The organism is Streptomyces sp. VRA16 Mangrove soil (genome assembly GCF_017377775.1).
Classification (GTDB): domain Bacteria; phylum Actinomycetota; class Actinomycetes; order Streptomycetales; family Streptomycetaceae; genus Streptomyces.
Genome location: NZ_JAFVLN010000011.1, coordinates 65,959 through 84,739, shown reverse-complemented (window position 1 = coordinate 84,739; position 18,781 = coordinate 65,959). Strand labels below are relative to the sequence as shown.

The window sequence follows — 18,781 nt, the reverse complement described above, 5'->3', positions numbered from 1 at the left end:
GCGCGCTCCCCCACCTGTGCCGAGGCGCCTCGGCGACGGCCTGCCCCACCCGCCTCACCCCCCGTCCCGCGCGAGCCGGGCGAAGTGCCCGGCCTGGAACTTGTTGCCCGCGGCCCAGAACGCCTTTTCCGCGCGGTGCGCGAGCCGCTCGCGTCCCAGGCCCTCCGGGGGCCGCAGTCCGGAGCACACGTACTCGTGAGCCTGCGCCCACTGGCGGGCGGCGGCCGCGTGCTCGCCCAGCTCCTCGTGCGCGCGTGCCAGTTCGGCGAGCAGGGCGGGCAGCAGCTCGCGCGGTGCCCCGCCGCGGCCGAGCACCAGGCGCAGCAGGTCGATCGCCGCGCCCGGCTCCCCCTCGCGCAGCAGGCGGCGCGCCTCGGTGAGTTCGGGCCGCCCTTGCAGTGGCGCGGGGGCGCCGGTGCCGCCCACCCGGCCGCCGCGGCCGGGCTCGGGCAGTGCGTCGACAGCGGCGATGAACTCGTCCGCTCCGCGGAACCGGTCCGCGGGCCGCAGCTCCATGCAGCGCATCACGATGTCGTCCAGCTCGGGGGCCACCGTCGGCTCCACGGCCGACGGGCGCACCGGCGGCGCCTGGTGCTTGGCCTCCACCAGCCACTCGCCCAGGGCCCGCTCGGGCAGGTCGAGGGGGACGACCAGATGCTCGTACGGGCGGCGGCCGGTCAGGCCCTCGTACATCAGCAGTCCGAGCGAGTACAGGTCGGACGCGGGCAGGCTGGCGCCCGCCGCGGTCTCCGGTGCCATGTAGCCCGCGGTGCCGGCGATGCCCTCGACCTGGCCCGCGGCCCGCATCCGGGCGGCCAGCCCGAAGTCGATGAGGCGGACCGCGCGGTCCTGGCCCAGCAGTACGTTGTCCGGTTTGAGGTCGCGGTGCAGCAGGGGCGGCACCAGGCAGTGCAGCCCGCGCAGGGCCACCGCGATCTGCCGTGCCCACTTCACCATCAGGCGCGGCGGCACCCGGTCCATGCGGGTGAACTCAGCGGCGAGCGTGCCCCCTTGGACGTACTCCATCACCAGGTAGGCACGGCCGCCGAGGTCGGACGCGAGGCCCGCGTCGTAGACGTGCACGAGATGGCGGCGCGCCTCCAGATCGGTCATGCTGCCCATGACGTCGGCGAGGACGAGGACGTCGGCGAAGAGTTCGCCCGCGCTCTCCTCGGTCAGGTCGGGCCGCCGTGACACCTTGCAGGCGATCGGGCGCACCGCGCGGCCGAGCACGTACTGCTCGCTGCGGAACACCGCGCCGAACCCGCCGCCGCCGATCCACTCGCGCAGCACGTAGCGGCCGTCGATGACCCGACCGACGAGCGCACGCAGGTCGGGGTCAGTCGCCCGCTCCATACGGCGCCTCCCCACCCTTGGTCCGCGTGGTCAACTCCGGCGTGTCGTAGGACACTTCGGATGCCCCACGTGGTTCCGGTGGTGTGCGGGGCACCTCCGTACGAGGCGTCACCGGGGCCGCGGTGTCCCCGTCCGAGGCGTCCGGTCCGGGTCCGGCGGTGTCAAAGCTCGGCGGCAGGAGCGCGACCTCCGTCCGCCGCGCCACCGGGTCGGCGAACGGGTCGCCCCGCGCGGGGGCGGGCTCGCACGTCACCTCGATCCGCGCGGCCTCGCGGAACGCTTGGGGGCGCTCCTCCCGCGCGGCGAGCACCGGGGTGTCCACCAGGTCGGTCAGCAGGGACTGCATGATGCGGCCGCCCTCCCTGCCGCGGGCGCTGACGTCCTGCTCGTGGCCCAGCTCGGCGGCGTACCTGAGGAGTTCGTCGGAGACGACGAGGTCCTTCTCCAGCCGCTCGCGCCAGTGCGTGCGCCGCCGGTCGGCGATGAGCCGTCCGATGCCGTACATCGCCTCCTGGTCGAGCGGGCGGAAGACGACGATGCGGTCGATCCGGGCGAGGAACTCGGGGGTGAACACGGACTCGCCCTGCCGGTGCCGGAGGGTGGCGAGCCGCTCGCCGACGGCCGTGGCGATCTCCCGGTCGGTGCGGTACGCGGCACCGTGGGAGATGAGTTCGTGCCCGGCGTTCGTGGTGAGGATGAAGATGGCCCGGTCGGCGTGGGCCTTCACACCGCGCTGGTCGGTGATCCAGCCTTCGTCGAAGAGTCCCAGGAAGGGGCGGAGCACTTCGGGGTGGGCCTTCTCCACCTCGTCGAGGAGGAAGACGCAGTACGGGTCCGCGTTCAGCTCGTTGATCAGGCGGCCGCCGCGGTCGTGGCCGTGGTAGCCCACCGGGGAGCCGATCAGTCCGGCGACGCTGTGCGGCTCCGTGAAGTTGCCCATCGAGTACGTCTGAAGCCGCTTGGACGCCGAGTAGAGACCGGCGACGGCCTTGGCCAGCTCGGTCTTGCCGACGCCGGTGAGTCCCGCGAACAGCAGCACCGCGGCCGGTCCCGAACCGGCGTCCGCGAGCCCGGCCTTGACGCGCCGCAGCTGCTCGGCGACCACCCGGACCGCGGCCTCCTGTCCGACGACGCGGGCGCCGAGCGCCGTCTCGTAGTCGACCCGGTCGTCGTGGCCGGAGTCCGCTCCAGCCCCCGCGCCCGCGAGCTGCCCGCGCGGGACCCCCGACAACTCGGCCACCACGTCGACGACTTCGTCGTGGCCGACGGCGGTGCGCGGGTCGTCGAGCTGGTCGCGCGCGTAGTGCAGGTCCTCGCACGCGCGGCGCAGCACGCGTACCGCGGACTGGGGCAGCTTGCGGTGGGCGATGAACTCGCCGGCCAGGACCACGGCCCGGTCCACCGCGCGGTCCTCGACCTGCACGCCGAACTCGTCGGCGAGCGAGTCCGCGGCCTGCCGCACCATGGCGCGGGCGCTGTCCCGGTCGGGCTCCGTCATGTCGATACGGCTGGTCAGATCGCGCAGTTCGTGGTCGGCGGCGAGCAGGTCCTCGTAGTCGGTCGGGGCGAGGACGCCCACCAGGTGGAGGCGGCGCTCGGCGAGCGCCCGGCGCAGTTCGAGGACATGGGTGGTGCCGCGCGGGCCGCGCAGCAGCGGGCCGAGCCCGTCGACGCACACCACCATGTCGGTGCGGCCCTCCACATGGCCGATGAGCCCGGCCAGTTGGGCGGCGCTCTCCTCCTCCGCCACGTCCCGGCAGTCCACGCGCAGGAACCGCTTGCGCCGCAGGAACGGGATCTCGCCGGCCGCCGCGCGCCGCGCCAGCTCGCGCAGCAGGGTGGTGGTGCCCACGCCCGGCAGGCCGGTGATCAGCACATGGTTGCTCTCCGAGCGGTGCAGGGCGCGGCACAGCGGGTCGAAGTAGCGGTCCAGGTGGCAGGCGGGCTTCTCGTCGGGCGCCTGCCACGTCAGGTCCTCTGCGGGCGGCAGGAAGGCGGGCAGTTTGTACGCCGACTCGCGCGGGGCGGCGCTGCGCCGGGCCCGCAGGTTCTCCGCGAGGTGGGCGCGCAGCCGCTCCAGGTCGAGGCGGAGCGGCTCGCCCCCGAGCACGACGGCCAGGCGCTGCGGTGGGTCGTCGAGGAGGGCGGCGAGCAGGTGCGGGGTGTCGACGCGGTCGGCGTCCCACAGGGCCGCGGTGCGGCGGGCGGCGGCGAGGAGGGCGACGAGGGCCTCGCCGCAGTCGTCGCGGTGCAGCCGGGGCGGCTCGGTGCGCGGCAGGTCGGAGAGGCGGAATGCGGTGGAGATCAGCTCCACGGCCTTCACCAGGCCGATCTGCGGCGGGAGTTGGAGGCGCAGGAGGCGCTCGGCGAGGCCCTCCGTCTCACCGAGGAGGGCGAGGAGGCAGTGCGGCGGCAGGAGCCGGTCGTAGCCGAGGGCGGCGGCACGCTCGGTGGCCTGTTCGAGGACGGCCCAGGCGTCGGCCGTGAACCCTTCGGAGCGCAGCCGCCCGGATCCGTCGTCGAACAACTCGCGCGGTGCTTCCATGCGGACTTGCACGCGGCGGCGTAACGCCTCGGCGGCCCGCTCCAGGTCGAGGACGCCGCCGAGGAAGTCGCGGTCCTGTTCGTCCGGGTGGGCGAGGACGCAGGCGAGCAGCAGATCGAGGACGGCGGGTCCCTCGACGCCCCGGCCGCGCTCACTGAACTCGTCGAAGGCGGCGAGCAGTTCGGGTGCGACGCGCTCGGGCGATCCGTCGAACTCGTAGGCGGCGCCCGGCGGGTTGTAGACGTCGATGGCCTCCAGCAGATGGCCCGGCGCCGCGCCGTCCACCAGGGCCACGTCCAGGGCGGTCAGCAGGGCGGTGTCCCGCGCGGCGAGCGCCGCGTGCACCACGTCACTGGGCCGCAGTCTGCGGCCGGCCCGCTGGGCCGCCGCGGTCAGGACGGCGGCGGTCCGCCGGTCCCCGCACGCCTGTGGATCAAGTACTCCGTCCGTGAAGAATTCCATACGCGTCACGCGGGGCACCCTGCCTCGGGCCCCGCGCTCCCACCTCCCCGTTAACTTGCAATGCTTCCACAACGGGCGGCCCGTGCCCCACGGTTCCGCGGAGAGACCTCACGAAGGGTCAGCAGGGGTTGCGCGAAGGCAAGTTGACGAGACGGGGCTGCGCCCCGGCGCACGGGGCGCACTCGGGAACTCCGAGCGGTCGGCGCGTGGGACGCCGTGTGTGCGGTGCGGGCCGGGCGCGGGCTCAGCGCCGTTCGCGGGAGTTGCCGAAGAAGATGCGGTAGAGGATGAGCAGGACGAGGGCGCCGCCGATCGCGGAGACCCAGGTCGCGCCGTCGTAGAAGTCCTTGGTGACGGGGCGGTCGAGCCAGCGGGCCGATATCCAGCCGCCGATGAAGGCGCCCGCGATACCGATGAGCGTGGTGCCGATCAGGCCGCCCGGGTCGCGGCCCGGCAGCAGGATCTTGGCGATGGCACCGGCGAGCAGGCCCAGGATGATCCAGCTGATGATGCCCATGCCGTGACTGCCTTCCTGTCGTGCGGCGTTGCTGTGGAGGAGCTGTGCGACGACGTCGCCGTCCCTTGATCCACTGTTGCCCTGAAAGACGACAAGTAGGCCCGCCGCGGTTGCGTCCGACCTTCTAAGGTGCAGCACATGACACTGTCGGGAAGCTCCCTGCGCCGGGCCCTGGGCGTCCGGGACGCGGTCCTCGTCGGACTCGGGGCGATGATCGGCGCGGGGATCTTCGCCGCGCTCGGACCCGCGGCGCGGGCGGCCGGTTCGGGGCTCTGGTACGCGCTCGCGGCGGCGGCCGTGGTGGCGTACTGCAACGCGACGGCGTCGGCCCGGCTCGCCGCCCTGTATCCGCTCTCCGGCGGCACGTACGTGTACGGGCGGGAGCGGCTCGGTCCGCTGTGGGGGTATCTGGCGGGCTGGGCGTTCGTCGTCGGCAAGACGGCGTCGTGCGCGGCGATGGCGCTGACCGTGGGGGCGTACGTGTGGCCCCAGCAGGCGCATGCGGTGGCGGTGGCCGCCGTGGTGGCGCTGACCGCCGTGAACTACCGGGGTGTGCAGAAGTCGGCCCGGCTGACCCGGCTGATCGTCGCCGTCGTGCTCGCGGTGCTCGCGGCCGTCGTCGTGGCGTGCGCGACCTCGGGCGCGGCCTCGGCCGGCCGGCTCGCCCCCGGCCTGTCCGAGGGCGTCGGCGGCGTCCTGGGCGGGGCCGGACTGCTGTTCTTCGCGTTCGCCGGGTACGCGCGCGTGGCGACGCTCGGCGAGGAGGTGCGGGACCCGGCCAGGACCATTCCGCGGGCGATCCCGGTGGCGCTCGGCATCACCCTCGTCGTGTACGCGGCCGTGGGCACCGCCGTGGTCGCGGTCCTCGGCGTGGACGGCCTCGCGGGGGCCTCGGCGCCGCTCGCGGACGCCGTGCGGGCGGCCGGGGCGGGGGCCCTGGTGCCCGTGGTCCGGGTGGGAGCGGCGGTCGCGGCGCTCGGCTCGCTCCTCGCACTGATCCTGGGGGTGTCGCGGACGACCCTCGCGATGGCCAGGGACCGGCATCTGCCGGGCGCCCTGGCGGCCGTGCACCCGCGCTTCGAGGTGCCGCACCGGGCCGAGCTGGCCGTGGGCGCGGTGGTGGCGGTGGTCGCCGCCCTCGGGGACGTGCGCGGGGCGATCGGCTTCTCGTCGTTCGGCGTGCTGGTGTACTACGCGATCGCCAACGCCTCGGCGTGGACGCTCGATCCGGCCCTGCGCGCGCGGGTGCTGCCCGCACTCGGCGCGGTGGGCTGCCTGGTGCTCGCGGGCTCGCTGCCGCTCTCCTCGGTGGTGACGGGGGCCGCGGTGCTGGTGGTGGGGGCCCTCGCGTACGCGGTACGCGCGCGTGCCGCGAGGAGCACCCCCTGAGGAACGGCCCTAACGGGCCGCGAACGGCTGGTCCGTACGCACGATCTCGCGGCCCAGCGGCAGCAGCGAGATCGGGATCATCTTGAAGTTGGCGATGCCGAACGGGATGCCGATGATCGTCACGCACAGCGCGATGCCGGTGAAGATGTGCGCGAGCGCCAGCCACCAGCCGGCCAGGACCAGCCACAGCACGTTGCCCACGCAGGAGGGCGCGCCCGCGTCCCTGCGCTCGACCGTGGTGTACCCGAAGGGCCACAGGGCGTAGACGCCGATCCTGAAGGCGGCGATCCCGAAGGGGATGCCGATGATCGTGATGCAGAGCAGCAGCCCCGCGAACAGGTACCCGAGGAAGAGCCAGAAGCCGCTCAGGACGAGCCAGATGACGTTCAGGACGGTCTTCACTGGTGGTGGCCTCCTGCCATCTGCTCCAGGCGTGCGATGCGCTCCGCCATCGGCGGGTGCGTCGAGAACATCTTGGACATTCCCTGGCCGGGGCGGAAGGGGTTGGCGATCATCATGTGGCTCGCCGTCTCGATCCGCGGCTCGGGCGGCAGCGGCAGCTGCTTCGTCCCGGCGTCGAGCTTGCGCAGGGCGCTGGCCAGGGCCAGGGGGTCGCCGGTCAGCTGGGCCCCGGAGGCGTCGGCCTCGTACTCCCGGGAGCGGCTGATGGCGAGCTGGATCAGGGATGCGGCGAGCGGGCCCAGGATCATGACGAGGAGCATCCCGAAGATGCCGGGACCGTCGTCGTCGTTGGAGCGGCCGACCGGGATCAGCCACGCGAAGTTCACCAGGAACATGATCACGGAGGCGAGGGCGCCCGCGACCGACGAGATCAGGATGTCCCGGTTGTAGACATGGCTGAGCTCGTGCCCGATGACGCCGCGCAGCTCGCGCTCGTCCAGGATGCGCAGGATGCCTTCGGTGCAGCACACCGCGGCATTGCGCGGATTGCGACCGGTCGCGAACGCGTTCGGCGCCTCGGTCGGCGAGATGTACAGGCGCGGCATGGGCTGCTTGGCCTGCGTCGAGAGCTCACGCACCATCCGGTACAGCGCGGGGGCCTCGAACTCGCTGACCGGGCGCGCCCGCATCGCGCGCAGGGCCAGCTTGTCGCTGTTCCAGTACGCGTACGCGTTCGTCCCGAGTGCGACGACGAGGCCCACGATGAGCCCCGTACGGCCGAAGAAGCTGCCGATGACGAGAATGAGGGCGGAAAGTCCCCCGAGGAGTACGGCGGTCTTCAGCCCGTTGTGCCGGCGGTGCACGGTACGCCCTCCTGATGGTGCGGCAGGGGAACCCACTGCGTGATTTCTTGCTGCTGCCACTGGTGCGCGGATCGGTGCGCGTGATGCGTGTGTCCTTGTCCAGTGGACCCTCCCGTACTGGTCAACGCCAGACGAGGAGGACTAGTTCCCTTGTGCGCGGCCTCAGGACGGGGCCGGCGTGTAGGCCGTACGGGGCGGCCGGGTCAGCGCTGCCCGGGCAGCAGGCCCGCGATCTCCAGGGCCTTCTCGTCGGCCTTGACCTCGCTGGTGCAGTGCGCGCAGCGGGTGGCGATGCCGGGGATCTGCGAGAAGCAGCGGGGGCAGTCGCGCAGGGCGGCCTTGATGTCGACCGGCTTGTTGCGGTCGGCCCGCGCGGTGATCTTCATCATCGGCAGCACGATGAGGAAGTACAGGACCGCGGCCGTGATCAAGAAGGCGATGCCCGCGTTGATGAACTTGCCGTAGAGGAACGTCACGCCCTCGACGGTGAACTCCGCCTTGGAGTAGTCGCCGATGGACCCGGTGGCCCAGCCGAGGAGCGGGGTGATGAAGGCGGTTGTGAAGGCTGTCACCAAGGCGGTGAACGCCGACCCGATGGCGAGGCCCACCGCCATGGTGACGATGTTGCCGCGAAGTATGAAGTCCTTGAAACCGCTGAGCACGGTGCTGCTCCTGGAGAGATCGACGATGTGGTGGACGCCTTGCTGAGGCGACCCCGAAACGTACCAAACAGGGGCGTTAAGGCGCTGCCTGCTCACGAAAACAGCCCACTCTCCACAAAGCGGAGGATGAGTTGTGGAGCCCCTGAAAGGGCCACCCCGACGACGGCCGTGACCCCGATCGCGGCGGTGAGCGGCGCGGAGAACCTGTAGGCCGTCGGTTCGCCCTCGGGGGCGCGGAAGAGGGTCGCGGTCCACTGGAGGTAGTAGAAGAGCGCGATGACGACGTTCACGGCCATGACGACGGCGAGCCAGCCGAGGCCGGCGTCGACGGCCGCCGAGAAGACGGTGACCTTCGCGAAGAGGCCGATGACGCCCGGCGGCAGTCCGGCGAGGCACAGCAGGAAGAAGCCCAGGACGAGCGCGGCGAGCGGCCGGGAGGCGTACAGGCCCCGGTAGTCGCTGAGGCGGTTGAGCGGCTTCGTGCGGGCGACCAGGGCGGCCACGGCGAAGGCGCCGAGGTTCACGGCCGCGTACATGAGCGCGTACGCGAGCGTGGAGCCGATCGACTTCTGCGGGTCGTCCGCGTACGCGGCCGCGGCGATCGGCACCAGGAGGTAGCCGGCCTGGCCGACGGAGGACCAGGCGAGCAGCCGGACGGCGCTGTACGCGCGCGTGGCCTGCTGGCGCAGCGCGGCGACGTTGCCGACGGTCATCGTCAGCGCGGCGAGGGCGGCGAGCGCCGGGCCCCACACGTCGGCGTACGAAGGGAACGCGACGACCGTGACGAGGATCAGCCCGGAGAAGCCGACGGCCTTGCCGATGACGGACAGGTAGGCGGCGATCGGCAGCGGCGCGCCGACGTAGGTGTCGGGCACCCAGAAGTGGAACGGCACGGCGGCCGTCTTGAAGGCGAAGCCCACGAGCGTGAGCGCGACGCCCGCCTGGGCCAGGGTGTGGAACTGGCCGTCCACGTGGGTGAGCCGGGAGGCCACGCGCGTGAGGTGCAGACTGCCCGTCGTCGCGTACACGAAGCTCACACCGAGCAGGGTGACGGCGGTCGCGGTGACGGAGGACAGGAAGAACTTCAGGGCCGCGTCCGAGGAGCGCTTGTCGCCCTGCTTGAGTCCGACGAGCGCGAAGGCCGGCAGGGAGGCGACTTCCAGGGCGACGACGAGGGTCGCCAGGTCGCGGGAGGCGGGCAGCAGCGCGGCGCCCGCGGCGGAGGACAGCAGCAGGAACCAGAACTCGCCCTCGGGGTACGGCTTCTTGGCGTGCTCGGCGTCCTTCAGGGTGCTGATCGAGAGCAGCGCGGTGAGCAGGGCGCCCGCGAGGACGAGGAACTGGACGACAAGCGTGAAGCGGTCCGCCGTGTAGCTGCAGGCGTCGTACGAGACGCCCTTGAGGCAGAAGGTCGAGCGCTCGTCACCGACGAGCGGGATGAGCGAGAGCCCGGCGGCGGCCAGGCCCGCGACGGAGACCCAGCCGAGGACCGCCTTGCGCCCCTCCCCCACGAACAGGTCGGCGACCAGCACGACGAGCGCGACGACCGCCGCGATCGTGGGCGGTGCGATCGCGGCCCAGTCGACGTTCTGGACGAGGGAGGCCACGGAGGGCGCGGCGACGGCGATCACTTGAGGCCTCCTGCGAGGAGCTGCTGCACGGCCGGGTTCGTGAGGCCGAGCAGCGCGGCGGGCCACAGGCCCGCGAGGACGGTGAGGGCGACGAGCGGGGTCCAGGCGGCGAACTCGTACCCGCGGACGTCGGTCACGGCCGCGGCCTGCTCCGGGCGGTCAGAAGGGGCGGCGCCCAGCGCCTCGCCGGAAGGGCGGTGGCGGGAGACGGGCGGGCCCATGCAGACGCGGCGCACGACGATGAGCATGTACGCGGCGGTGAGCAGGGTGCCGAACGCCGCGACGGACATGAAGACGAGGAAGGCCGGGCGGCTGAGGTCGTCGGCGGGCTTGAACGCGCCGAACAGCGCGAGCATCTCGCCCCAGAACCCGGCGAGTCCGGGCAGGCCGAGCGAGGCGACGGCGGCGAAGGCGAGCAGCCCGCCCAGGCGCGGGGCCTTGCCGTACAGGGCCATGCCGCCCTGCTCGGCAAGGGTGTCGAGGTCGCTGGTGCCGGCCCGGTCCTTGAGCGCGCCGACGAGGAAGAAGAGCAGGCCGGTGATGAGGCCATGGGCGATGTTGGCGAACAGCGCGCCGTTCACACCGGTCGGGCTCATCGTCGCGATGCCGAGGAGCACGAAGCCCATGTGGCCGACGGAGGAGTAGGCGATGAGGCGCTTGAGATCGCCCTTCGCGCCCTGCTTGGCCAGGTTCAGGCAGGCCAGGGACCCGTAGATGATCCCGACGACGGCGAACGCGGCGAGGTACGGGGCGAAGGTGCGGAACCCGTCGGGCGCGATCGGCAGCAGGATCCGGACGAACCCGTACGTACCCATCTTCAGCAGGACGCCGGCGAGCAGCACCGAGCCGACGGTCGGCGCGGCGGTGTGGGCGTCCGGCAGCCAGCTGTGCAACGGCCACATCGGGGTCTTCACGGCGAGCCCGATCCCGATCGCCAGAACCGCGATGACCTGCACGGACGAGGTCAGCCCCCGGCCGTTGTCAGTGGCGAGTGCCACCATGTCGAACGTGCCCGACTTAACGCCGATAAGGAGAATGCCGAGCAGCATCACGACCGAGCCGAGCAGGGTGAAGAGGATGAACTTCCAGGCGGCCCGCGCTCGTTGCTCACCGCCCCAGCGGGCGATGAGGAAGTACATCGGGATGAGGACCATCTCGAACGCGAGGAAGAAGAGGAGGAGGTCCAGGACCGCGAAGGTCGCGAGGGTGCCCGATTCCAGCAGCAGGATCAGGGCGACGAACGCCTTGGGGGACGGCCCGCCAGGCATCTTGAAGTAGGAGTACAGCGCGCACAGGAACGTCAGCAGCGCCGTGAGCACCAGAAGGGGGAGGGAGATGCCGTCGATGCCGAGGTGGATACGGACGTCGAGCGCCGGGATCCAGCTGATGTCGGTCGTGGCCTGCATCTGCCGCGCTTGGCTGGGGGTGTCGTGGTCGAAGCCGAGCGCGAGGACGATCGCGGCGACGAGGATCACGCCGGTCACGACCACGCCGTGGCGGAGCACGGCCTGGTCCGGTGACTTCCCCTTCAGCCCGGGCGGGGCGGGGAGAAGGGCGAGGACGGCGCCGATGAGCGGGCCGACGACGATCAATGCGAGAAGGAGCTGCATCACGGATTCGCTGATATCGATCACGGCTGCTCACGCTCCGGCGGTGGCGACGAGGACGACGGCGACCACCAGGACGACGGTGCCGGCGAGCAGTGCGCTGAGGTAGGTCTGCACGTTTCCGGTCTGGGCACGGCGCACGGCCCAGCCCAGGGCCTTGGGGGCCTCGGCGGCCGCACGTACGTAGGTGTCGACGACCGCGCGGTCCAGGAAGCGGACCAGTGCGGCCGCGGCCTGCACGGGCCGGACGAAGAGCGCCGCGTACAGCGCGTCGAGGTGGAAGCCGACGGCCGCGTGCCGGTGCAGCGGACCGAGCACGAGCCGGCCCGGGTCGGCCGGGTCGGGGGCGCTCGCCACATCGCCGTAGGCGGGGGCGTGGGTCGCGATGGCCTCGGCCTCGACCAGGCCGCCGTCGCCGGACTCGCTGTCGATCGCGACCGCGCCGAGGGGGACGGCGGTGCGGGCCGCCATCGCGGTGGTGTGCCGCCAGGCCGCGTACATGACCAGGCCGCCGACGAGGGCGAAGCCCGTGCCGAGGACCGAGGTGGTCAGCGTCGGGGCGAGCGAGCGGCCGTCGAACCAGTCGGGCAGCCGCACGAAGGAGAGACCGAAGGCGAAGGAGGGGATCGCCAGGATCCACAGCACGGCGCTCATCGCGACCGGCTGCCGGCCGTGGTCGGGGGCCTCGGGGCCGCGGCCGTTGAAGGCCAGCAGCCACAGGCGCATCGCGTACGCGGCGGTGAGCAGGGCCGTGAACAGGCCCGCGACGAGCACGATCCAGCCGGACGCGGCGGGGGCGTGCAGGGCGCCGGCCTCGTGCCCGGTGGCGGTGTGCTCGGCGGCGCCGAGGACGGCCTCCTTAGAGAAGAAGCCGCTGAAGGGCGGGATCGCGGCGAGCGCGAGCAGCGCCACGGTCATCGTCCAGAAGGCGTCGGGCACACGGGAGCGCAGGCCGCCCATGCGGGACATCGCGGCCAGCGAGTTGGTACCGGCGGCGTGGATGACCGCGCCCGCCGCGAGGAACAGCAGCGCCTTGAAGGCGCCGTGGGACAGGAGGTGGAAGACGGCCGCGTCGCGGTCGCCGACGGCGAGAGCGCCGGTCATGTAGCCGAGCTGGCCGACGGTCGAGTACGCGAGGACCCGCTTGATGTCGTCCTGCGCGAGCGCGGCGAGGGCCGAGCCGAGCATGGTGACGCCAGCCATCACCGCGAGCACGATCAGCGCCGCCTGGGAGGCGGCGAAGACCGGAAGGAGCCGGGCGACGAAGTACACGCCGGCGGCGACCATCGTCGCGGCGTGGATCAGTGCGGAGACGGGCGTGGGGCCCGCCATCGCGTCGGGCAGCCAGGTGTGCAGCGGGAACTGCGCGGACTTGCCCGCCACACCGGCCAGGAGCAGCAGCGCGATCAGGGTCGGGTGGTCGAGGCCGTTCTCGCTCGCGACCTTGCCGAGGACCGTCGTGATGCGGAACGAGCCCGCGTCCGCGGCGAGCGCGAACAGACCGATCAGGAAGGGGACGTCACCGAGCTTCGTGACCAGGAAGGCCTTCAGGGAGGCGGCGCGCGCTTCGGGGGTCTCCCAGTAGTGGCCGACGAGGAAGTACGAGCAGATGCCCATGACTTCCCAGCCGACCAGCAGCACCATCAGGTCGCCCGAGTAGACGACGAGGAGCATCGCGGAGGTGAACAGGGAGACGAGAGCGGCGTACGAGGGGTAGCGCGGGTCGTCGCGCAGATAGCCCGTCGAATACACCTGGACGCAGGTCGCGACCAGGCCGACCAGGACGGCGACGAGGGCGGCGAAGCCGTCGACGTGCAGGGCGAGTTCGATGGGCACGGAGCCGGTCGGGGTGAGCTCGGTGTGCGCGTCGAGGGCCGCGGTGCCGTTGCCCGTGCCGCCGCCCTGCTGGACGGCGACCACGACGGCCAGGACCAGCGCGGCGAGCGTCGGCAGGACGGCCAGCGGGCGGACGAACCCGGGGGCGGTGCGGCCCAGCAGCAGTCCTGCGACGGCGCCGAGGAACGGCAGGAGGGGGACGAGGACGGCGAGGGTCGTGGTGGTCACGCGGTGGCCTCTGCCTTCTCGTCGGCGCCGGGTGTGGGCACCGGGCCGGCGGACGGGTCGTGCGGGTCGTCGCCCGGATCGTCGTCCGGATCGCGGGGCTCGGCGGAGTCGCGGAGCCGGTCGATGTCCGACGTGCCGCGGTTGCGGTAGACGGCCAGGACGATCGCCAGGCCGATGCCGATCTCGGCGGCGGCGATGGCGATGGTGAACAGAGTCAGGGCCTGGCCGGCGTGGAGGGTGTCGCGCAGCCAGACGTCGAAGGCGACGAGGTTCAGGTTGACGGCGTTGAGCATCAGCTCGACCGACATCAGGACCAGGATCGCGTTGCGGCGGGCCAGTACGCCGTACAGGCCCGTGCAGAAGAGGAGGGAGGCGAGGACGGCGGGATAGGCGAGGTGCATCAGCGGTTGCCCTCGCCTTCGGCTGCCGGGGTCGTCGTGGTGGCGTTCTTCTTGCGGGACAGGACGATCGCGCCGACCAGTGCCGCGAGGAGCAGGACGGAGAGCGCCTCGAAGGGCAGCACCCAGTGCCTGAAGAGGATCGAGCCGGTCACGTCCGTGCTGCCCTGCGGGGCGCCGTCGAGGTCGATCCACGTCGTGCGGAAGGCGTCGACGACGACCCAGACCAGGGCGGCGGCGGAGGCCACGGCGACGGTCAGGGCCGCCCAGCGATTGGGGCTGTCCGCGTCCGGCGAGCGGCCGATCGGCGCGCGCGTCAGCATCAGCCCGAACAGCAGGAGGACGACGACGGAACCGACGTAGATGAGCACCTGCACCCACGCGATGAACTCGGCGGTGAGCAGGAGGTACTCGACGGCGAGGCCGCCGAGGGCGACGACCAGCCACAGGGCGGCGTGCACCAGCTGCTTGGTGGTGACGGTGACGATCGCGGCGCCGAAGGTGACCAGGCCGACGAGGAGGAAGGCGATCTCGACGCCCGTCGGGGAGAGGAAGCCGTGACTGCCGGCTGCGGTGGCGGTGGTCATGCCTGTGTCTCCTCTCCGGGGTCGTTCTTGCCCGCCGCATCCGCCGCATCGGCCGCATCGGCCGCTGTGGCCGCTGTGGCCTGGGCGGGCTGGGCGGCCTGGGCGGCCGCCTGCTGCTCGGCCGCCAGCTTGTCGGCGGCCTTGCGGGCCGCGGCGAGTTCCTTGGGTTCCTCGGCGGCCGGGTCGAGGGCGGGCGGGGACGGCACCGTCCACATCCACTCGCGGAGCTTGTCGCGCTCGTGGGTGAGCTCGCGGATGTCGGTCTCGGCGTACTCGAACTCCGGGGACCAGAACAGCGCGTCGAAGGGACACACCTCGATGCAGATACCGCAGTACATGCAGAGGGAGAAGTCGATGGCGAAGCGGTCGAGGACGTTGCGGGAGCGCTCGCGGCCGCCGGGCGCGGCCGGCGGCACCGTCTCCTTGTGGGAGTCGATGTAGATGCACCAGTCCGGGCACTCGCGGGCGCACAGCATGCAGACCGTGCAGTTCTCCTCGAAGAGGCCGATCACGCCGCGCGTGCGGGGCGGCAGTTCGGGCTGGACGTCCGGGTACTGCTCGGTGACGGTCTTCCGCGTCATCGTGCGGAGGGTGACGGCGAGGCCCTTGGCCAAGCCGGACCCGGGGATCGGAGGCATCAGTTGATCGCCACCTTCACGATTCCGGTGAGCGCGATCTGCGCAAGAGCAAGGGGGACGAGCGTGGTCCAGGCGAGCTTCTGCAGCTGGTCCTCGCGCAGGCGCGGGTACGTGACGCGCAGCCAGATCACGATGAAGGCCAGGACCGCCGTCTTGAGCAGGGTCCAGACCCAGCCGAGACCGTCCGCGCCCCATGGGCCGTGCCAGCCGCCCAGGAACAGGACGGTGGTCAGGCCGCACAGGACGACGATGCCCGCGTACTCGGCGAGCAGGAACAGGGCGAAGCGCAGGCCCGTGTACTCGGTGTACGCGCCGAAGATGATCTCGGAGTCGGCGACCGGCATGTCGAAGGGCGGCCGCTGGAGTTCGGCGAGGCCGGCCACGAAGAAGACGACGGCACCGACGATCTGCCAGGGCAGCCACCACCACTCGAAGGCGTCAAGGATGCCGGGCAGGGAGACCGTTCCTGCGGCCATGGCGACCGACGCGGCGGCGAGCAGCATCGGCAGCTCGTACGCGAGCAGCTGCGCGGCCGTGCGCAGACCGCCGAGCAGGGAGAACTTGTTGGCGCTGGCCCAGCCCGCCATCAGGGCGCCGAGCACGCCGACGCCCATCACGGCGAGCACGAAGAAGATGCCCGCGTCGATGACCTGGCCGACGGCGCCGTCGCCGGGCCCGACCGGGATCGCGAGCAGCACGAGGAGGTACGGGAGCAGTGCCACCGCGGGGGCGATCTGGAAGACGCGGCGGTCGGCGTCGGCCGGGACCACGTCCTCCTTCTGCGCGAACTTGACGCCGTCGGCGACGAGCTGGGCCCAGCCGTGGAACCCGCCCGCGTACATGGGGCCGAGCCGGCCCTGCATATGGGCCATGACCTTGTGCTCGGTCTGCCCCACGACCAGGGGCAGCACGAGGAAGGCCACGAAGACGATGACGAGGCGCAGGGCGACGTCGAGTACGTCGTTCACTGCGCGCCTCCGTCAGGGGTGTTCGGGGTGTCGTCGCCGTCGGCCGGAGCGTCGGGCTCCGGGGGCGATACCGGTTCCGGGGCGACCTGCGCCTCGGGTACCGGTTCCGCCCCCGTGCCGGGGGCCTCGTCGAACGCCGGCTTGGCGTGGTGCCACGGGGCGTCACTCGTACGGGACTTCGGCGCGGGCTCCGCAGGCGCGGGTTCCGTGGGCGCGGGTTTCGTGGGCGCGGGCTCCGCAGGCGCAGGCTCCGGCGCCGGGGGCGATACCGGTTCCGGGGCGGCCTGCGCCTCGGGTGCCGGTTCCGCCCCCGTGCCGGGGGCCTCGTCGAACGCCGGCTTGGCGTGGTGCCACGGGGCGTCGCTCGTACGGGACTTCGGCGCGGGCTCCGCGGGCGCGGGTTCCGCGGGCGTGGGCTCCGCAGGCATGGACTCCGCAGCCGCGGGCTCCGGCGCCGCGGTCTTCGGCGCCGAAGACATCGCGCGCTGAGAAACCGATCCCTGCGAGGCACTGCGCGAGCGCCGGGCAGGGGCCGCCCCGCCGGTCTCCGCACTCGCCGGACCACCGCCGGTCCCGCCCCCGGCCCCAGTCCCGGCCTCAGACCCGGTCTCGGTCTGCTGACTCGCCGACCCCTGCGAAACGCTCCGCGCCCGCCGCACCGGCCGCACAGCCGAATCCGAACCCGAACCCGAAGCCGAACCCGGAGCCGCAGCCGAACCCGAACCTGGAGCCGAGCCCGGAGCCGCACCCGCCCCCGCAGCCGCACCCGGCGCCTCAGCCGTACCCGCAGCCGCACCCGTACCCGCAGCCCCAGCCGCCCCCGTCGCCGCAGCCGATTCGGCGCCCGGCGTCGCGGCCTGGCTCGCCGATCCCTCCGAAGCGCTCCGCGCCCGCCGCGCCGGTCGCTCCCCGGCGGCACCACGAGCACCGGCCGCCCCGGCGGCCCGTCCGGCGCCCCGCGCGGGCCGGGCCGGAGCAGGCGGCAGCTGGCCCTTCAGGGGGCCCCACTCGTTCGGGTCGGGTACGCCCGGCGGCAGCATCTGGCGGCGCTTGGGCCCGCCGTGGCCGGCCCCCGCCGCAGGCTCCCCCGGCTCCTTCGCGCCGGGCCACGCCTTGGCGACGCGCGCCGCGAGCACGAAGTCCTTGCGCAGCGGGTGTCCCTCGAAGCCCTCGGGGAGCAGGAGCGGGTCGAGCCCGGGGTGGTCGGTGAAGTCGACGCCGAACATCTCGTGCGTCTCGCGCTCGTGCCAGGCCGCGCCCGCGTACACGCCGACCGCCGTGGGCAGCACCGGCGCCGAGTGCGGCACGGTCGTGCGCAGCAGCAGGCGCCGCACGGACCCCGGCCCGGACGCGGTGCCGACCACCGCGACGTGCGCGCACACGCGGAACCCGGTGCCGGGCTCGTCGACCGCGCTCAGCCAGTCGAAATAGGTGCACCCCAGCGTCGTACGGGCGGTCTCCAGGGACGCGATCCACGCCTCGGCGGGGACGTCGACCGTCAGCAGGTCGTACGCCTCCTCGGCCGTGGCGCCGTCGCCGAACAGCTCCTCGACGGGAGCGGGCAGCCAGCTCACGCGGCACCCCCCGGCTTCGGCGGCTGCACGAGCGGGCTGCTCAGGGCGGCCGCGGAGGGCGCACCCGTCGCGGCGTAGCGCTCGCCGAGCGACTCGCGGGCGATCTTCTCCTGGAGCTTGAGGATGCCCTGGAGCAGCGCCTCCGGGCGCGGCGGGCACCCGGGCACGTACACGTCCACCGGGATGATCTGGTCGACGCCCTTGGTGACGGAGTACGAGTCCCAGTACGGGCCGCCGCAGTTGGAGCAGGCGCCGAACGAGATGACGTACTTCGGCTCGGGCATCTGCTCGTACAGGCGCTTCACGGCCGGCGCCATCTTGTCCGTGACCGTGCCGGACACGACCATCAGGTCGGCCTGGCGCGGCCCCGGCGCGAACGGGATCACGCCGAGCCGGATGAAGTCGTGACGGGCCATCGATGCCGCGATGAACTCGATGGCGCAGCAGGCGAGGCCGAAGTTGAAGACCCACAGCGAATAGCGGCGGCCCCAGTTGAGGACCACCTTCATCGGCTCGGGGGCCAGGCGGGAGAGCACGCCGAGCCGCTTCGGCTCCGGCAGATCCACGGGGGCAGGAGTCACGCCACTCACGTCCACGAGAGGACGCCCTTCTTGTATGCGTACAGCAGGCCCACGGCCAGGAAGCCGAGGAAGATGAACATCTCGACGAGCGTCGCCGCACCGAATCCCGGCGCGGCGAAGACCGTGGCCCAGGGGAAGAGGAAGATCGAGTCGACCGCGAAGATCACGTAGAGGAAGGCGTACACGTAGTAGCGGACCTGCGTGTGCGCCCAGCCGTCACCGACGGGGTCGACACCGCACTCGTACGTGAGGAACTTCTCCCGGGTGGGCACCACCGGGCGCAGCAGTTTGCCCGCGCCGAAGGCCACGGCGACGAACAGCACGCCGACGACGGCGAGCAGCCCGACCACCGAGTACGAGTGGAAGTAGTCCGCCGCGATGACGGTCACGTCTCAGCGCCCCTCGCGTGTCTGGTGTGTTCGACGATCTGTACGGACACGGAGTCTAGGGCCTGTTAAAGGAACGGTAAGCAGCCCGGTGCGGGGCGGCGGCGGTGCGAGGTGGGGTTATCCCCCGTTCGTCCCGGGCAGTCCGCCT

At 72.5% G+C, this 18,781-nt stretch carries 17 protein-coding genes; 1 reads left to right on the top strand and 16 read right to left on the bottom strand.

Annotation, left to right across the window (positions count from 1 at the left end; all coding sequences use genetic code 11):
• Nucleotides 1-54: 54 nt before the first annotated feature.
• The 3 genes from J3486_RS27395 to J3486_RS27385 form a co-directional block, all read right to left on the bottom strand.
• On the bottom strand, nucleotides 55-1,356 hold the full coding sequence (locus tag J3486_RS27395) for a serine/threonine-protein kinase (protein WP_207824877.1): 1,302 nt from the start codon (nucleotides 1,354-1,356) through the stop codon (nucleotides 55-57).
• Nucleotides 1,340-4,363 carry an AAA family ATPase gene (locus J3486_RS27390; RefSeq protein ID WP_229378720.1) on the bottom strand — a complete coding sequence of 1,008 codons (3,024 nt, stop codon included), beginning with the start codon at nucleotides 4,361-4,363 and terminating at the stop codon, nucleotides 1,340-1,342. The genes J3486_RS27395 and J3486_RS27390 overlap by 17 nt, the downstream gene beginning before the upstream one ends.
• A gap of 244 nt (nucleotides 4,364-4,607) precedes the next feature.
• Nucleotides 4,608-4,880: a GlsB/YeaQ/YmgE family stress response membrane protein gene (locus J3486_RS27385; protein WP_207824873.1), complete on the bottom strand. Its 273-nt coding sequence runs from the start codon at nucleotides 4,878-4,880 to the stop codon at nucleotides 4,608-4,610.
• A gap of 138 nt (nucleotides 4,881-5,018) precedes the next feature.
• Between J3486_RS27385 and J3486_RS27380 the strand changes: the two genes are divergently transcribed.
• Nucleotides 5,019-6,269, top strand: a complete 1,251-nt coding sequence (locus J3486_RS27380) for an APC family permease (protein ID WP_207824872.1) — start codon at nucleotides 5,019-5,021, stop codon at nucleotides 6,267-6,269.
• Between the two features lie 9 nt (nucleotides 6,270-6,278).
• On the opposite strand, the gene J3486_RS27375 is transcribed toward J3486_RS27380, so the two are convergent.
• The 13 genes from J3486_RS27375 to J3486_RS27315 form a co-directional block, all read right to left on the bottom strand.
• Nucleotides 6,279-6,671 carry a YccF domain-containing protein gene (locus J3486_RS27375; protein WP_207824870.1) on the bottom strand — a complete coding sequence of 131 codons (393 nt, stop codon included), beginning with the start codon at nucleotides 6,669-6,671 and terminating at the stop codon, nucleotides 6,279-6,281.
• Entirely contained in the window at nucleotides 6,668-7,534 is an 867-nt protein-coding gene (htpX, locus tag J3486_RS27370; RefSeq protein ID WP_207824868.1) for a zinc metalloprotease HtpX, read from the bottom strand. The genes J3486_RS27375 and htpX overlap by 4 nt, the downstream gene beginning before the upstream one ends.
• Nucleotides 7,535-7,737: 203 nt before the next feature.
• Nucleotides 7,738-8,196: a large conductance mechanosensitive channel protein MscL gene (gene mscL, locus J3486_RS27365; protein ID WP_207824866.1), complete on the bottom strand. Its 459-nt coding sequence runs from the start codon at nucleotides 8,194-8,196 to the stop codon at nucleotides 7,738-7,740.
• 92 nt (nucleotides 8,197-8,288) lie between these two features.
• On the bottom strand, nucleotides 8,289-9,827 hold the full coding sequence (locus J3486_RS27360; RefSeq protein WP_207824864.1) for an NADH-quinone oxidoreductase subunit N: 1,539 nt from the start codon (nucleotides 9,825-9,827) through the stop codon (nucleotides 8,289-8,291).
• Nucleotides 9,824-11,461 carry a NuoM family protein gene (locus J3486_RS27355; RefSeq protein ID WP_207824863.1) on the bottom strand — a complete coding sequence of 546 codons (1,638 nt, stop codon included), beginning with the start codon at nucleotides 11,459-11,461 and terminating at the stop codon, nucleotides 9,824-9,826. The genes J3486_RS27360 and J3486_RS27355 overlap by 4 nt, the downstream gene beginning before the upstream one ends.
• A 6-nt stretch (nucleotides 11,462-11,467) precedes the next feature.
• Entirely contained in the window at nucleotides 11,468-13,498 is a 2,031-nt protein-coding gene (locus J3486_RS27350; protein ID WP_207824861.1) for an NADH-quinone oxidoreductase subunit L, read from the bottom strand.
• A complete protein-coding gene (gene nuoK / locus J3486_RS27345; RefSeq protein ID WP_207824858.1) occupies nucleotides 13,495-13,899 on the bottom strand; it encodes an NADH-quinone oxidoreductase subunit NuoK in 405 nt (134 codons plus the stop codon). The genes J3486_RS27350 and nuoK overlap by 4 nt, the downstream gene beginning before the upstream one ends.
• Nucleotides 13,899-14,483 carry an NADH-quinone oxidoreductase subunit J gene (locus J3486_RS27340; protein ID WP_207824856.1) on the bottom strand — a complete coding sequence of 195 codons (585 nt, stop codon included), beginning with the start codon at nucleotides 14,481-14,483 and terminating at the stop codon, nucleotides 13,899-13,901. The genes nuoK and J3486_RS27340 overlap by 1 nt, the downstream gene beginning before the upstream one ends.
• Nucleotides 14,480-15,121 (bottom strand): NADH-quinone oxidoreductase subunit I, encoded by a 642-nt coding sequence (locus J3486_RS27335; RefSeq protein ID WP_229378684.1) that lies wholly within the window; start codon nucleotides 15,119-15,121, stop codon nucleotides 14,480-14,482. Before J3486_RS27335 ends, J3486_RS27340 begins: the two co-directional genes overlap by 4 nt.
• Complete coding sequence (locus J3486_RS27330; RefSeq protein WP_207824854.1) at nucleotides 15,121-16,089, bottom strand: complex I subunit 1 family protein; 969 nt, start codon at nucleotides 16,087-16,089, stop codon at nucleotides 15,121-15,123. The genes J3486_RS27335 and J3486_RS27330 overlap by 1 nt, the downstream gene beginning before the upstream one ends.
• Complete coding sequence (locus tag J3486_RS27325) at nucleotides 16,086-17,663, bottom strand: NADH-quinone oxidoreductase subunit C (protein ID WP_207824852.1); 1,578 nt, start codon at nucleotides 17,661-17,663, stop codon at nucleotides 16,086-16,088. Before J3486_RS27325 ends, J3486_RS27330 begins: the two co-directional genes overlap by 4 nt.
• Nucleotides 17,660-18,259: an NADH-quinone oxidoreductase subunit B family protein gene (locus tag J3486_RS27320; RefSeq protein WP_207824850.1), complete on the bottom strand. Its 600-nt coding sequence runs from the start codon at nucleotides 18,257-18,259 to the stop codon at nucleotides 17,660-17,662. The genes J3486_RS27325 and J3486_RS27320 overlap by 4 nt, the downstream gene beginning before the upstream one ends.
• Nucleotides 18,250-18,633, bottom strand: a complete 384-nt coding sequence (locus J3486_RS27315; RefSeq protein ID WP_207824848.1) for an NADH-quinone oxidoreductase subunit A — start codon at nucleotides 18,631-18,633, stop codon at nucleotides 18,250-18,252. Before J3486_RS27315 ends, J3486_RS27320 begins: the two co-directional genes overlap by 10 nt.
• Nucleotides 18,634-18,781 lie beyond the last annotated feature (148 nt).

Coding starts and splice junctions, on each gene's coding strand:
- J3486_RS27395 (WP_207824877.1), bottom strand. CDS start 1,356: ATGGAGCGGGCGACTGACCCCGACCTGCGTGCGCTCGTCGGTCGGGTC.
- J3486_RS27385 (WP_207824873.1), bottom strand. CDS start 4,880: ATGGGCATCATCAGCTGGATCATCCTGGGCCTGCTCGCCGGTGCCATC.
- nuoK (WP_207824858.1), bottom strand. CDS start 13,899: ATGCACCTCGCCTATCCCGCCGTCCTCGCCTCCCTCCTCTTCTGCACG.
- J3486_RS27380 (WP_207824872.1), top strand. CDS start 5,019: ATGACACTGTCGGGAAGCTCCCTGCGCCGGGCCCTGGGCGTCCGGGAC.
- J3486_RS27335 (WP_229378684.1), bottom strand. CDS start 15,121: ATGCCTCCGATCCCCGGGTCCGGCTTGGCCAAGGGCCTCGCCGTCACC.
- J3486_RS27390 (WP_229378720.1), bottom strand. CDS start 4,363: ATGGAATTCTTCACGGACGGAGTACTTGATCCACAGGCGTGCGGGGAC.
- J3486_RS27340 (WP_207824856.1), bottom strand. CDS start 14,483: ATGACCACCGCCACCGCAGCCGGCAGTCACGGCTTCCTCTCCCCGACG.